This window comes from Algibacillus agarilyticus, assembly GCF_003286125.1.
In the GTDB taxonomy this organism is placed as follows: Bacteria; Pseudomonadota; Gammaproteobacteria; order Enterobacterales; family Alteromonadaceae; genus Algibacillus; species Algibacillus agarilyticus.
This window is the reverse complement of the sequence record NZ_QMED01000006.1, coordinates 51,698-66,948: the sequence shown is the minus strand read 5'-3', so window position 1 is coordinate 66,948 and position 15,251 is coordinate 51,698. Positions and strand designations below refer to the sequence as shown.

The 15,251-nt window shown below is 40.1% G+C and carries 15 protein-coding genes; 11 read left to right on the top strand and 4 right to left on the bottom strand.

What is annotated here, in order from left to right; all coding sequences use genetic code 11:
* Positions 1-36: 36 nt before the first annotated feature.
* The 11 genes from DPX34_RS06890 to DPX34_RS06840 all read left to right on the top strand — a co-directional run bounded on the left by DPX34_RS06890 (position 37) and on the right by DPX34_RS06840 (position 12,077).
* Positions 37-1,761: a tetratricopeptide repeat-containing sulfotransferase family protein gene (locus DPX34_RS06890; RefSeq protein WP_111977676.1), complete on the top strand. Its 1,725-nt coding sequence runs from the start codon at positions 37-39 to the stop codon at positions 1,759-1,761.
* Positions 1,762-2,124: 363 nt separating this feature from the next.
* Positions 2,125-3,525: a sugar porter family MFS transporter gene (locus tag DPX34_RS06885; protein ID WP_111977675.1), complete on the top strand. Its 1,401-nt coding sequence runs from the start codon at positions 2,125-2,127 to the stop codon at positions 3,523-3,525.
* A 409-nt stretch (positions 3,526-3,934) separates the two neighbouring features.
* Positions 3,935-5,191, top strand: coding sequence for a molybdopterin molybdotransferase MoeA (gene moeA / locus DPX34_RS06880; protein ID WP_198673646.1), 1,257 nt, complete (start codon positions 3,935-3,937; stop codon positions 5,189-5,191).
* Between the two features lie 14 nt (positions 5,192-5,205).
* Positions 5,206-5,766 carry a molybdenum cofactor guanylyltransferase gene (gene mobA, locus DPX34_RS06875; RefSeq protein WP_111977674.1) on the top strand — a complete coding sequence of 187 codons (561 nt, stop codon included), beginning with the start codon at positions 5,206-5,208 and terminating at the stop codon, positions 5,764-5,766.
* A 34-nt stretch (positions 5,767-5,800) separates the two neighbouring features.
* Positions 5,801-6,343, top strand: a complete 543-nt coding sequence (gene moaB, locus DPX34_RS06870) for a molybdenum cofactor biosynthesis protein B (protein ID WP_111977673.1) — start codon at positions 5,801-5,803, stop codon at positions 6,341-6,343.
* Position 6,344: 1 nt separating this feature from the next.
* Positions 6,345-6,824, top strand: a complete 480-nt coding sequence (moaC, locus tag DPX34_RS06865) for a cyclic pyranopterin monophosphate synthase MoaC (RefSeq protein WP_111977672.1) — start codon at positions 6,345-6,347, stop codon at positions 6,822-6,824.
* A gap of 9 nt (positions 6,825-6,833) precedes the next feature.
* A complete protein-coding gene (moaD, locus tag DPX34_RS06860; RefSeq protein ID WP_111977671.1) occupies positions 6,834-7,082 on the top strand; it encodes a molybdopterin synthase sulfur carrier subunit in 249 nt (82 codons plus the stop codon).
* Positions 7,083-7,532, top strand: a complete 450-nt coding sequence (gene moaE / locus DPX34_RS06855) for a molybdopterin synthase catalytic subunit MoaE (protein WP_111977670.1) — start codon at positions 7,083-7,085, stop codon at positions 7,530-7,532. It begins immediately after the preceding gene.
* A 126-nt stretch (positions 7,533-7,658) separates the two neighbouring features.
* Complete coding sequence (hemN, locus tag DPX34_RS06850) at positions 7,659-9,029, top strand: oxygen-independent coproporphyrinogen III oxidase (RefSeq protein ID WP_111977669.1); 1,371 nt, start codon at positions 7,659-7,661, stop codon at positions 9,027-9,029.
* Positions 9,030-9,116: 87 nt separating this feature from the next.
* Positions 9,117-10,274, top strand: coding sequence for a DM13 domain-containing protein (locus DPX34_RS06845; RefSeq protein WP_111977668.1), 1,158 nt, complete (start codon positions 9,117-9,119; stop codon positions 10,272-10,274).
* A 147-nt stretch (positions 10,275-10,421) separates the two neighbouring features.
* Positions 10,422-12,077 (top strand): phospholipase D family protein, encoded by a 1,656-nt coding sequence (locus DPX34_RS06840; protein WP_111977667.1) that lies wholly within the window; start codon positions 10,422-10,424, stop codon positions 12,075-12,077.
* A 40-nt stretch (positions 12,078-12,117) separates the two neighbouring features.
* Here DPX34_RS06840 and DPX34_RS06835 read toward each other — a convergent pair whose 3' ends face one another.
* The 4 genes from DPX34_RS06835 to DPX34_RS06820 are packed head-to-tail and all read right to left on the bottom strand — an operon-like array spanning position 12,118 to position 15,180.
* Entirely contained in the window at positions 12,118-13,059 is a 942-nt protein-coding gene (locus tag DPX34_RS06835) for an FAD:protein FMN transferase (RefSeq protein WP_232824683.1), read from the bottom strand.
* A gap of 35 nt (positions 13,060-13,094) precedes the next feature.
* Positions 13,095-14,432 carry a DUF3570 domain-containing protein gene (locus tag DPX34_RS06830; protein WP_111977666.1) on the bottom strand — a complete coding sequence of 446 codons (1,338 nt, stop codon included), beginning with the start codon at positions 14,430-14,432 and terminating at the stop codon, positions 13,095-13,097.
* Positions 14,423-14,653, bottom strand: coding sequence for a DUF4266 domain-containing protein (locus tag DPX34_RS06825; RefSeq protein WP_111977665.1), 231 nt, complete (start codon positions 14,651-14,653; stop codon positions 14,423-14,425). The genes DPX34_RS06830 and DPX34_RS06825 overlap by 10 nt, the downstream gene beginning before the upstream one ends.
* 32 nt (positions 14,654-14,685) lie before the next feature.
* Positions 14,686-15,180: a TlpA disulfide reductase family protein gene (locus DPX34_RS06820; RefSeq protein WP_232824682.1), complete on the bottom strand. Its 495-nt coding sequence runs from the start codon at positions 15,178-15,180 to the stop codon at positions 14,686-14,688.
* Between the last annotated feature and the right edge of the window lie 71 nt (positions 15,181-15,251).

Sequence of the window (15,251 nt, the reverse complement as noted above, 5' to 3'; positions counted from 1 at the left end):
TATTTAAAGCCAACTTATTTAAAGCTAGAGTATTGAATGCACGACATCTCTCGATTACATCAACAAGCGCAAACTTTCTTAAATCAGCAAAAATATCAAGAAGCGCATCAATGTTGTATTCAAATATTGCAGCAGCAACCTGATTTTGCAGATGCTTATTTTTTATTGGCGATGATTGCGTTTACTTTTTCGAATAATCAAAAAGCAATTGATGTGATCCACCGTGCATTAAAATTTTCACCAAATAATGCTGAGTATCAAGCGCATTTAGCAAAGTGTTATGCTTATGAATATGATGTTGTGCAAGCTAAAAAATATGCGGATGATGCAAGGGACCAACCCGATCTTTCAGCATTAACGCATGATACGCTCGGTGTGACATACAGTAAAATTGGCTTACATAAAAATGCCGTAACGTGCTTTGAACGAGCCGTTAAGCAACAACCTAATAATGCGCAATTTCAATTTAATTTAGCGGCGGCTTATAAATTTATAGGGGCGTTTTTACAAGCGAGTGTGCATTATCAGCATGTTTTAGCTATTGAACCTGAATTTTATAAAGCCGAATATGCTTTAGCGACGATCCGTTGCCAGCACCTTGCCGCCATTCATGAAAAAACAAATGACCGCGTGAATGAAAGACAAATCGATGGCATTGAAACCGCTGCTTTAACCCTACACCAGACCGATTATCAAGCTTGGATTGATCAACTACAATTAAAGTTAGAAAACGCTAAAACGGCAGAAAGTCAGCTTTTTTTAGCGCACAGTTTGGCGCTCTATTTTGAGAAGTTACAGCAACCTATAACGGCCTTTACGCTATTACAGCAAGGTAAAAAAGCGCAATTAACAGCAATTGATTATCATTTTTCAAGCGACCAGTTATTATTTAAACAGTTAAAATCAATGAGCAAGCCTTCACCTTCGCGATCTGCTCAAATCGAAACTGAAAATAAATATCTGAATCAAAACCTAAGTCAAAATCCAAGCCAAAACCAATCTAACATATCGCCTGCAAAGCCCATTTTTGTTGTTGGTATGCCTCGTAGTGGCACAACGTTGGTCGAGCGGATATTGTCTAATCATTCAACGGTGAATTCGGCTGGTGAGTTACAACAGTTTGGTTGGTTATTAAAAAAAATGTCGGGCAGCACAACGCCTGATTTGTTGGATCAAGATACTTTAATGCAAGCCAATAACATTGATTATGCGCAACTTGGGCAAGCATACTTAAACAGTACGCAAATTTATGCACAAGATGCCGACTTATTTATTGATAAAATGCCGCTAAATTTATTGTATGTGGGACATATTATTAAAGCCTTGCCCCATGCTCAAGTTGTGTGTTTGTTGCGTAACCCGTTGGATACGATTGTGGGAAACTACCGTCAGTTGTTTGCGGTTAATTATTCTTTTTATAATTATGCTTATGATCTAATCAGCTTAGCGAATTACTATGTTGAGTTTTATAAATTAGCTCATCATTGGCAAAAGGCATTTCCACAGCACTTTAAAATAGTGAATTATGAGCAATTAGTCCGTGATCCGCAGAACCAAATTACGGCGTTATTAAATACCTGTGGCTTATCAACCGAAGCATCTTGCTTTCAAATTGAAACCAATCAATCTCCCGTAGCAACAGCCAGTGCCATACAAGTGAGAGAACCGATTAATACTCGCTCGATTGGTCGTTGGCAAAAATACAATGCCGTGTTATCGCCTGTTAAGCAGATACTGCAGCAAGCTGGCATTCCTTACTAATCCCCATCGTTGTTTATCCATCGCCGTTAATTGTTGATCACTTTGTCCTCAAGCTCCTTTCTTACGCTAACCTTGATCACTTATTAACGGTGATGGGTATAAAAGCCAAGTGACGGTTTTCGCATTTCTATAGATTTAACATGCATTTTGACATTGCTTGCGCAATTTATTAACGCCGCTGTAACATTTAGTGATTGCAAATTAAACAGGCTCATTGTTTACTGCACATCGTATTGCGTTTTTACTTTTAATAAACATAAAAAAACAATACTCACACATGTAAAAAAGACTGGCGGTTTACTTTTATAACAAAATTAAAGAAGCCTCAGTGAGACATTATTATTATAAAAACAGGACGAAAAAATGAAAAACCCAGACAGCAGCAATTTTTTATTTGTTGTACTCATCAGTTGTGTTGCCACTATTGGTGGCTTTTTATTCGGATTTGATAGTGGCGTAATAAACGGCACGGTTGATGGCTTGCAAGCCGCTTTTAATTCTGACAGCGTGGGCACGGGGTTTAACGTGGCTTCAATGTTATTAGGTTGCGCAATTGGTGCTTTTTTTGCGGGGCAGTTAGCTGATAAGTTTGGCCGCCGCACATTATTAATTGTTGCTGCCGCTTTTTTCATTGTCAGCGCTTGGGGCTCGGGTATCGCTACCACGTCGGCTGAGTTTATTGTGTATCGTATTCTCGGTGGTTTAGCGGTGGGTGCGGCCAGTGTGATGGCGCCTGCTTATATTTGTGAGATAGCACCGGTTAAATACCGAGGTATGTTAACCACCATTCAACAAGTCGCTATTATTTTTGGTTTGTTTATGGCTTTTGTGAGCAATTATTTATTGGCTGATTTTGCGGGTGCCTCTTCAAATATATTATGGCTAAACTATGAAGCTTGGCGTTGGATGTTTTGGATTGAACTAGCCCCTGCGATTATCTTTTTTGTCGCTTTATTTTTTATCCCCGAAAGCCCACGTTTTTTGGTTTCTTCAGGCCAACGCGATAAAGCCAAACACGTTTTAGCGCGTTTGTATAATAGTGATGTTGCGGATGAAAAAGTGGCTGAAATAGCTCAATCGTTAGATGCTGATCATACGCCAAGATTAGGTGATTTACTGGATAAGGTGGCCGGCAAAGTCAGACCTATTGTTTGGGTTGGCATTGGCTTAGCTGTTTTTCAACAACTGGTTGGTATAAATGTTGTATTTTATTATGGTGCGGTTTTATGGCAAGCCGTTGGGTTTTCAGAAACCGACGCCTTGTTAATCAATGTAATTTCAGGGGCGGTGAGTATTGCGGCTTGTGTGATCACCATGTTCTTAATTGACAAAGTAGGCCGCAAGCCATTTTTAGTTGTTGGCTCTATTGGTATGACGGTCACATTAGCGACGATGGTATTTGCCTTTGCTAATGCCGATGTTGATAGTTCTGGTAATTTAATATTAGGCTCATTGGGCACATTAGCTTTAATTGCGGCTAATGCGTATGTATTCTTCTTCAATTTATCTTGGGGGCCGGTGATGTGGGTTATGTTAGGTGAAATGTTTCCAAATCAAATTCGCGGTTCTGGTTTGGCTATTGCCGGTTTAGCACAATGGGTGGCTAACTTTGCGATCACGATGACATTCCCTATTATGTTAACGTCAATCGGTTTAGCGGGGGCTTATGGCTTCTATTCTATATGCGCGCTTATTTCTGTTTTCTTTGTACTTAAACTGGTGCACGAAACAAAAGGCATTGAGCTTGAAGATATGCAAGGCTAGTTTTTATTAGATAACGTTTATATAGTCTTCTCGCTCAGGTTTTATGGTTCATTGTCAGCGCTTACTCGCCCCAATCACATAATAGAGCATATGCTCATGGGGTCTCGAAGCTTGACTGCTTCCCCTAAAACCCGATCGCTTTGACTATACCCAAGTGGCTTGGGTATAAAATAAGGCTCATCAATTGATGAGCCTTATTTGTTTGTCCAGCATTCACCTGCCGTGTTTTGTCATTATTTGGGGTTTAAGTAAAGCGATAAAACAAAACCAATAAACAAACGGATAAAACCTTATTCACCACATGAAAATTTGAGTTATATCATAATGTTGTCAGATATAGCGTAACAGCAGATTTTGCCGCTTATAAATTATGTTAAGCTTAACCAAATTGTTTTTTAGGAATATTTTCATGGCGGTGACTTGCTGCGATGCCCCTGGCTTAATGCCCGTTGCTGATGCAATGGCACAAATGTTAAATACGATCTCAAGTGTAACGACAACGGAATGTGTCGAGTTATCGGGCGCGTTAAATCGCGTATTAGCACAATCGGTTATCTCGCCGATGGCGGTCCCTCATTTTGATAATTCAGCAATGGATGGCTATGCGTTTTCAAGTGAAAGACTTGATGAATTCACGCATTTAACGTTAGTGGGTAAAGTCTTTGCAGGCGATTATTTTAGTGATGAATTAAAGCCGGGTGAATGTGTTCGTATTATGACAGGCGCGCCTTTACCACAAGGTGCTGACACCGTTCAAATGCAAGAAAATGTAATGGTTGAACCTGCAGGTATCAAATTATTAGCCGTACCTAACAAGGGGGCTAATGTGCGTTATGCAGGTGAAGATATCGCCATTTCGCAAGTTGTGTTGAGTGCGGGTACACGAATTCAACCGGGGCATTTAGGCTTGCTTGCATCATTAGGCATCGCCAAGCTGCAAGTTAAACGTAATATCACCGTTGGTATTTTTTCGACGGGTGATGAACTCATTGCACTGGGGCAACCACTAAAAGCGGGTCAAATTTATGATTCTAACCGCTATTTTTTAGTCGCCTTAATGCAACGGCTTGATGTCAAAATTATTGATTTTGGCTGCCTAGCGGATGATATTGATTTATTACGAACTACATTAACAAACGCAGCAGAAAAAGTGGATGTCTTAATTACTAGTGGCGGTGTATCGGTTGGCGAAGCTGATTTTACTAAAACCGTGTTAGATGAAATTGGTCAAGTAAACTTTTGGAAACTCGCCATAAAACCGGGTAAACCCTTTGCATTTGGTCAAATACAAAGTGCAACTCGAACCGAGCCAACTTTATTTTTTGGATTGCCAGGTAACCCTGTATCTTCATTTGTCACGTGTCATCAGTTAGTTTTTCCAGCGTTATTAACATTGATGGGCGAAAAAAAATCAGCACAAATTACCCTAGCAGCCAAAACTCAAACTAAACTTAAAAAACGTCCAGGGCGGATGGATTATCAACGCGGTAATTACACTGTTAACGCGCAAGGTGAAATTGAAGTCACCAGTACCGGCGCACAAGGTTCGGGTATGTTAACGTCTATTTGCCAAGCGAATTGTTATATCTTGTTAGCACAAGACCAAGGCCATGTTGAAGCCGGTGCCGTAGTTGATATTTTACCATTCGATAAATACATAAGTTAGTTTTCGGAGGTTTTATGAAGTTTACTGCGGTTATTTTAGCTGGCGGTCGGTCAAGCCGGATGGAGCAAGATAAGGCTGATTTACGCTTACCTCGTCGCCATGGTGAGCCCAGTCAAACGCTACTTGAATTGATGACTTCAATAGTCAGGCAAGCTGGCGCTGAAACCATTTTGGTGAATCGAAATAAAACGGGCTTTTTAAATGATGAGTATGTACATCAAGGGCCGTTAGCTGGTATTCATGCTGGACTTAAAGCGTGTGAGCATAATGAACTTCTTTTGTTTGTGCCCGTTGATATGCCGTTGCTGAATGTTGATTTGATCCATGCGTTGTTAAACGAAGCGGAATTAAAACAAGAGCCTGTTTATTTTCAAGAGCAGATGTTGCCGTTAGCATTAATTAATCAACCCGAATATGCCAGTCATTTAGCTCAAGTGTTCGCATCGCAAACTAACAATTCAATTCGGGCTTTTTTAAAACACATACAAGCCAAAACGCTTGATACCGAATATCCAGAAAAATTGATCAGTACCAATACGCCTGAACAATGGCGGCAAGCTATTGGACGAATTTAAGCCCTATACATAATTAGGAAAAAAAGAGAAAAAAATGAGTAAAGCCGTAAAGCAATTTGTACCTTTAAACATGGCGGTATTAACCGTATCGGATACGCGTACCGAAGAGACTGACACATCAGGTCAATATCTGGTGAGTGCTTTAACTGAAGCCGGACATGTGCTCGCAGATAAAAAAATTGTCATTGATGATATTTATCAAATGCGTGCTGCATTATCTAATTGGATCGCATCTGAACATATTCAAGCTGTTGTTGTAACCGGCGGCACTGGGTTTTCAGGAAGAGACTCAACACCAGAAGCGGTTGCGCCATTATTTGATAAATCAATCGATGGCTTTGGTGAGTTGTTTAGGCAAATTTCATTTAATGAAATTGGCACGTCTACTATTCAATCACGTGCCGTCGCGGGTTTAGCTAATGGTACGGTGTTATTTTGTTTGCCCGGTTCAACTAATGCATGCAAAACAGGCTGGCAATCTATTATTCAACCCCAGTTAGATGCTAAGCAAGGACCGTGTAATTTTGTTGCGCAACTTAAAAAGTCTGACGCTGTAGCCTGTAAGAGTCGAGGTTAATATGAGTTCATTTTCTCACGTTAACCAAAGTGGCGAAGCGAATATGGTTGATGTTTCGGATAAGCAACAAAGTAAACGTGTCGCAAGTGCGGAATCATTTATAGAAATGTCAGCTGAAACATTGGCATTAATTGTCTCGGGCGGTCATCACAAAGGGGATGTATTTGCCACTGCACGCATTGCAGGCATACAAGCGGCTAAGCAAACGTCAATGCTGATCCCGTTATGCCACCCCTTAATGCTGAGTAAAGTGCAAGTTGACTTTGAAGTAGATGCCGATAACCAGCGCATACGGATCATCAGTACTTGTAAATTAACCGGTCAAACGGGGGTCGAGATGGAAGCATTAACGGCCGCATCCGTTGCCGCTTTAACCTTGTTTGATATGTGTAAAGCGGTTGATCCTGCAATGGTTATTACCGGTACACGTGTATTAACTAAAGAAGGTGGCAAAACGGGCCACTGGCAAGCAAACTCATAGGATAACAACATGATCAGAGTTTTATTTTTTGCGCAATTACGTGAAACACTCGGCAGTGCAGGCACAGAAGTACCGCACGATGAAAGCGCGACGGTTGCAGACTTGAAAGCTTTTTTAATGTCAAAGGGGGATTCATGGCAACAGGCTTTTTCTAATGGCAAAGTATTATGTGCGGTTAACCAAACCATGGTACAAGATGATGAAAAGCTATGTGACAGTGACGAAGTTGCATTTTTTCCGCCGGTTACAGGTGGGTAAATGATAAAAGTTCAAGAGTCTGATTTTTGTGTTGCTGAAGAATATGCCGCAATGACTCGCGGTAATACTAAGGCCGGTGCCGTTGTTTTTTTTGTGGGTTTGGTGCGAGATTTTAATCAAAATAAAAAAGTGAATGCGCTTACATTAGAACACTACCCCGCGATGACAGAGCAAGTACTGCAAGATATTGTGCAGCAAGCCCGATCTCGTTGGAGTTTAGATCGGGTGCGATTGATACACAGAGTCGGGCGTTTAACGCTAAATGAACAAATTGTATTTGTTGCCGTTAGTAGTCAGCACCGCGAAGATGCCTTTGCCGCGGCGCAATTTTTAATGGATATTTTGAAAACCCAAGCGCCTTTTTGGAAAAAAGAAGAAACGGAAAAAGGCGATGAACATTGGGTTGACGCTAATAACAAAGACACGATTAGCGCACAGCGTTGGTTGTAACCCTATTCTTTGTTGACATTTGTTTCGATTAGGTTCATTAACCTACCTTTGCGCTTGATCAACATTTAAATTCTTTGCTTGTTTATAATGCCCTGTTTATTAGGCCGTAAAAACAAAGGATTTAACATGTTGACGCAGAGCATTTTTGCCCCCGAATTATTAAAAAAATATAATACCAGTGGCCCGCGTTATACCTCTTATCCTACCGCGTTAGAGTTTCATTCTGATTTTCAACAACTTGATTTGTTGGCCGCTGTTGGTGGCTCAAATACAACCGATTTATCGTTATATTTGCATATTCCATTTTGTCATAGTCTTTGTTATTACTGCGGCTGTAATAAAATCGTTACGCGTCATCGTCACAAAGCCGATCAATATATTGATTACCTTATTCGTGAAATCAGCGCTCAAGCGCCTTTGTTTTCGAGTTATAAAATAAAGCAGTTACATTTAGGTGGGGGAACACCTAGTTTTTTAACAATAGAACAAATGACGCGTTTAATAACCGTTTTAAAACAAGAGTTTGATTTTAATTTGCAGCTGGAAATGAGTATTGAGATCGATCCCCGAGAAATTGAACTGGATTATATTAATCAACTGGCCTCTCTTGGTTTTAACCGCTTAAGTATTGGTGTGCAAGATATCGATGAAAAAGTCCAAACGGCCATAAACCGTACTCAATCAACCGAGTTTGTAGCTCAATTGATACAACGAGCTAAACAAGTTGGCATGAAATCGGTTAATGTGGATCTTATTTATGGTTTACCCCATCAAACCTCACAAACCTTTGCTAACACATTAGCGGCGGTGAAGGGGATGGATGTAGACCGTATTTCATTATTTAGCTATGCCCATTTACCACAACGTTTTGCGGCTCAGCGCAAATTGAAAGATGAATGGCTGCCTAGCAGTGAATTAAAATTTGCTTTGATGCAGCAGGCGATTGAAACCTTAACCGCCTATGGTTACGAGTTAATTGGTATGGATCATTTTGCTAAGCCAGATGACGAACTTGCCATCGCCCAAAGATCTGGCCATTTACACCGAAATTTTCAAGGTTATACGACGTCCGCTGAGTGTGATTTACTGGGTTTAGGCGTCTCTTCAATTAGTGCAATAGGGCAAAGTTACAGCCAAAACAAAAAAGATCTTAAAGCATATTATCAAGCGATAGATGAACATGAGCACGCGCTTGAAAAAGGATTGATGTTAACCTTGGATGATGTGATCAGAGGCGATGTTATTAAATCTATTATGTGCAATTTATACGTGGATAAGCAACGCATTAGTAAGACATATGGTATTGATTTTGATGCTTACTTTATCGCAGAGCAAAAGTCGTTAACGACCTTTATTGATGACGAATTGATGTTGAACACAGCGCAAGCGATTGAAATAAAAGCACAAGCACGATTACTTGTACGTAACATTGCAATGAGTTTTGATGCCTATATGCAGCAACATATTAATCAACAGCGTTTTTCACGAGTTATTTAATTATTGAGTATTTAATTTATAAAATTGAAATGATTCTTGTTTTTGGCCTGTCTATTATTCAGACGCAATAAATATAAGAATTTAGATATGAACAAAATAGCTTACTTTTTTACTTTACTCATTGGTCTTTTGTTAGTTGGTTGTGGTGGCTCTGGCAATGCGCCAACACCCGTTGCGGATAATAATGCTAATGTAAACGACACGCTAACTGAAGCCCCGATTGAAACGCCAAGCGACACTATGCCGCCAGCTTTAGGTGATCCAGCAAAAGGATTAATGGTCTTTCAACAGCCTCATAATAATGGCAATAGTTTTAGTTGCTTAACTTGCCATGCAATCACTGAAAATAATGAACAAGCATCAACCGTTGATGGTTTAAAACGACCCGCTAGCCCTTTATTTAATGCGGTTGAACGCGCTTCATTTTTAGCTGACAGTCGTACTGAATTGTTAGACGCCGTTAATATTTGCTTAACTGATTGGATGAAAGCGCCCACATGGCAAGAATCAAATGATGATTGGCTTAATCTACAAGCTTATTTAACGCAAGAAAGTGATAAAACAGTGGCGGCTAATAAAGTCACTTTTACTCAAATCTCACCGCTTGCATCATTTGAAAATGCGGATAGCGATCGAGGAAAAACGCTGTTTAACAAAACCTGTGCTAATTGCCACGGTGTAAACGGTTTAGGGGGAGATCATGCGTTTAAGATCACCGAGCGTGATTTAGATCCTGCTTTTATTGCCAATAAAGTGAGAACATCAGGATCAACCTCGAGCCAATTTTTTACCGGGCTTAGTGGTGGACGCATGCCATTTTGGAGTGAGGAACGTTTAAATAATACCGATTTGAACGATATTATTGCCTTTGTAAGTCAATCGACAACACCGGTAGAAACCGGATTGACTTGTGATGGCAATGATCATCCTAAAGTGGGTATAAGCCGTACGTTAAGTATGTTGGCACATGATGTCAGTGGTGATGTGAGTATTGTTGATAATTGTACTATCGAAATCGCCAACTTTAATTACGATGGCGGTGGACCTGAAGTGTTTATCTATGGCACCGATAACACCAGCTTTGTTGGCGGATTTAGCATTAGCCCGCAAATTAATGGCCAAACATTTACCCAAGAAACGTATACCATCAAACTATCAAGCCCGGCTGTATTAGATACCTTAAATGGTATTAGTGTCTGGTGTGCTGATTTTGATGTGAGTTTTGGTGATACTTTTTTTAACTAAGGTTATTTAAAAGTGCGCGATCATTACAGACCTATTTGCCTATGCACCTTAAAGTAAAACCTAAGCGGTAAAGAGACTAGCCACTTAGGTTTACTTTAGTATACTTGAGCTATTATCTTTAATAGCTCGTTAAATCGTATTTTAATCATGTTGTTTTTTTCTGTTTCTCACTCCCGTTTACTTTCTGTTTTTATTCTGCCCCTATTTGCGTTGTTGCTTTTAACTTCGTGTTCAAAACCAGAGCACCGTTTTGTTGCTTCAAATAATGATCAATGTAATGAAGTTCAACCCATTAATTCATCGCAATTGAGTCATTACACACAGCCGTTTAAACAACAAATGTTAAATAAAACGGGTGTTAAAGTCCTCGAAGAAGGCACCGAAGCTATGCTTAACCGTGCCTGGCTAACACAGCAAGCTGAGCGAACGATTGATATACAGTATTTTATTTTTTCAGCTGATAATGTCGGATTGATCGCAACTGACTATTTAGTTAGAGCTGCCAAGCGTGGTGTTAAAGTACGTATGCTGGTTGATGATATTATGGTCGATGCGAAAGGTGACGAGTTATTAGCACTTGATTCGCATCCTAATTTATCGATTCGTATTTATAATCCTATGCTGAATATTGGTAAAAACCTACCGCAAAAGTTATTTAATTTAGCGACACGTTTTACCGATGTAAATCAACGCATGCATAACAAAGCTTTTATTGTGGACCAACATGTTGCGATAACTGGTGGGCGAAATGTAGCTGATGAGTATTTTGGTTATGATCATCAATATAACTTTAGAGATCGTGATGTTTTATTGGTGGGTGGGGTCGTTAAGCAAGTTCAATCTTCATTCGATTTATTTTGGCAGGATGAATTGAGTGTTGCGGTTACTCAGTTGGTTAAAGCTGAAAATAGCCTTGAAGCGAATGATGATAACAAATTGACGCCAGTGGATTTCTCGCTTTTGCACCAATATGTATGCGACCCTAAAAACTTTGATCCGCAGGTTCGCCGGTTAATTGATCAAGTGCCCGCTATTTTTAAACCCCGTTCCGGTTCAAACTCAACTGACATTAATCATGTAGTTAATTTGGATAGAGAAAAGCGCTTACCTTCTCAAGATACGCTGCGCTGGGTTGAACACGTTGAGTATGTATCCGATATACCGGGTAAAAGCAAAGCGTCTCGATTTCTGGGTAATGGCGGACTTTCAACTGAAAAGTTAATTGCTTTGCTCAAGCAGGCTAAACGCTCAGTGTTTATTCAAACACCTTATTTAGTGACTTCGGATTTAGGGAAGTCGCTATTAAGTGAATTGGTGAATAAAGGTGTTGAAGTGAATATTTTAACGAATAGTTTAGCGTCTACTGATAATTTAGAGGCGTTTAGTGGCTACCAGCGTGACAGAGCCGCATTATTGAAAACAGGTGTTCAAATCTTTGAATTTAAGCCAAATGCAAAGATTCGACAAAAAGTGATGGCGCAAAGTTTATTATCGACAGCTGAGGCTAACGATGACTCCACTCCTATTTTTGGTTTGCATGCTAAATCAATGGTGATAGATGACAATATTACCGTTATTGGTACGTTTAATCTTGATCCGCGCAGCGCTAATTTAAATACGGAAAGCATTGCGGTGATCAAAGACCCCACGATCACACAGCAAGTAAAACAAGGTATGCTTGTCGAAATAGAACCTGAAAATGCGTGGCATACAACACTCGATTGGAATCCCGACCGTGAGGTCAGTCAATTAAAACAGTTACGGGTAAAATTAAGGCGCATTGTGCCTAAGGGGATTTTGTAATCGCCTCTATTTTAGGTGGAGGAACAGCAGACGAATTGATCTAATGGTAACTCCAATATTTAACCTTTTGCGCATCTAAAAAAGCTTCGGCGTGCTCGCCTTGTAATAACGCCATTGTGGCTAAACAACCTGCTTGAATACAATGAGCGGTGGCAACGGTAATAGAATGTGGTGCATTTGTAATTGGCCAACCGGTTTTCGGATTTAATATGTGGCTATAACGAATATGGTTATGTAATAGATAACGTCGAGCATCGCCACTGGTGGCCAATCCGCCTTGCTGAATATTTATTTGTTTTATCGCCAATTCAGTCTTTAACGGTTTACTTGCTGCGTTAGCCTTTATTTTAGCATCCGCTTTAAAAGTTGGATCCTCAATTCCTATTTGCCAAGCTTGTTTGTTTTTTCTGGCTTGAGTTACTTGAATATCACCGCCAAAATTAATTAGTATCGATATGTCGGGCGCTTGTTGTGTGCAAATTTGTGCGACACAATTAACTGCGTATTCTTTACCGATACCGCCAAAATCAATTTCCATGCCCGTAGGCATTTGCAAGGTATGGTCGGTTAAGGTGACCTGTTGCCAACCTACTAATGGCAGCAATGTACTTATTTGGGCTTGAGTCGCTAAGCGGTTTGAGCCATCAAAAGTCCAGGCTCGACGTAATATCCCAGATGTTACATCAAACATACCATCTGACATTTCATAGCACTGTGCAGCAAAGTGTAATAAGCTAGCCGTTTCGGTATCAATCGCTAATGGTTTACCTTGTGCATTATTAATCGCGTAACAAACGTTGTTGTTTGTATAGCGACTAAATTTTGCTTCGATACGCTTCGCTTCTGCTTCGGCTAAACAACCTATTTTATAGACAAGTTCTGCATTTTGTGTTTCAACTAACACTTCGCAAAGGCTCGCCATTGCTTGAAATTGAATGCAATAAAACGAACCTTTGTTTAATTGTTTAAATGTGTAGTGCATACTCGTTATTATTAAGCCTTTATTGGGTCTATCATTTAAAAACTATAATTGAATTGTACAACGAATGCTTTTACTTCTTCATATAATTCAAGGTCTTGTAATTGTCCTACTGCTTCAAATCCCGCATTTTTGGGGGTTTGAATATAGTATTCCATACGTACACCCCATGAATGGTTGTTTTCAAGCTCTTGTAAATACTTAGCTCCGAACGTCATGGTTGTCAGCTTACCTATTCGATAATCGGCACTGGCATATTCAGGTATGGGCTGATCATCGGTTATAAACGGGGTATAAAATTCTGCTGCATCTTGCTGATAGTATCGAATACTTGGCTGTATATACGTTGAGCTTGTTAAAGGCCAGCGCAGTTTAGATTCAATCGCATGTGATGAAATTTTCCAATCGTCAAAACTATAACGGTAAGATAAATCGAATACGGCTTCATCAAAATGAGCTTTATTTTGCCAATATATATTGTGCTTGGTGCGCTCGGATGGCCGATTTTCATGTAATTGATTCAAGGCGTCACCTTGATCATTAACGACACTCACTACTTTAAAGGGGTCAGTTAAATAGCCGTCGACCTGCGAATAGCCGTAATTTAATTGCATGATCCAACGGCGATTTATGACTTGGGTAACACCGAACATTAAGTCGACGGTGTTACGTGTGTTTTCACCACCTTGCTGTCTTGTTGCCTCAAAGGCATCTTTGAAACTGATATTATTATCTCCACTGATACCCTCTGTGTTATCAACAACCATTGCTGAAAGCGGCACGGGTCGACCCCCTTCGGGTGCTAAGGTATCAAATGCGAACGATAATCCAGTAAAGATAGCGGTATTTTTTTGGTTAAGCTCGCGTGTATAGCCGCCATTAACGGCAATAGATTGGTAATCGTATTCTCTTGAAAGTTGAATACCCGTTGATATTTTATCTTGCTCAGATATAGGTTGTGACCATTGCACATTAAACTGTAAGCGTGTATCTCTAAACGTGTCATCAAGCGGTGTTGTGTTACTGGGTGTTCTGTACTGTGCTTTACCCGATGGCCTCGTATAGGTTTGAGGTGTTTTTTGTGGTACCGCTCCACTTGCCGAAGCGCCTGTTAGAGTGTCAAAAACTAATTTACCACTGAGTATATGCTCTTCACCAAAATCTTTTTTCGCCGCGATAATACCTTCTAAAGCCGATACGCGATCTGTTTCGGCGTAATACATTAAAGCGGTATCTATTTTCCAGCTATTGTCGTTGTGGATGTCGCTATTATCACTAGCGTTCATAAGAGGGGTCGCGAGGACTGTATTGCTGAATAAGCTACAGGTCGCGGTGGCGAGTAATGCATTTATGTTTTTAAATTTAGCTAATTGCATCCGCAACCTCCTGCCGAAAATCCACGACCACCACTGGTACCTTCTTTACTGAAATAAATATGATCATCGAGTGATGCATCTAGATCATCTACACTCAACGACATGCTTTCTTTGGATATTAAATCTCGTTCCCAGGGCTGAACACCAAGCATAGTGCAGCCATTTAGATAAATGAGGCTTAAACTAATAAATGCATATTGGATAATATAACGTTTTTTCATTTATTATCTCCTTGGGTATTGTGTTTATTGTTCTATTGAAAGAGCAGTGTGGTAATTTCTTGTTCATATTGCTGCGCTTTTTTAGGCGTAAAGCCAGCATGAGAATAAGCTATTTCACCGGTTTGGTTGATGATGTAACTGCTTGGCATACCTTTGAGTTGGTAAGCGAGTGCGACGTTTCCTTCAGGGTCGTAGCTTATTTCGAATAGGGCTGGGTTGTCGCGTAAAAATGCTTGAGCAAGATGCACTTCTTTATCTAGGTTGATCGCGAGCACAACTAAACCGTCTTTTTTATATTTTGTTTGTAGGTTGTTCATCCAAGGAAATGATTTTCGACACGGGCCGCACCAAGATGCCCAAAAATCTAAATAAACGACCCTACCTTTTAGATCGCTCAACTGTTTAGCAATTGGCGTGTTATTTAATGCAAAATCAGGTGCTAACACGGCGTTGGCTAAGTTTGCATACCCGATTAATAAGCAAGCTGTTAAGTAGAAATAAATGTTTTTTTGGATAGTTTTAAGCATATCGCACACAAAGGTTAATCAGATTAGGTTTACAGCATATAATATGAAACTTAACGTAAACTTAATTAACG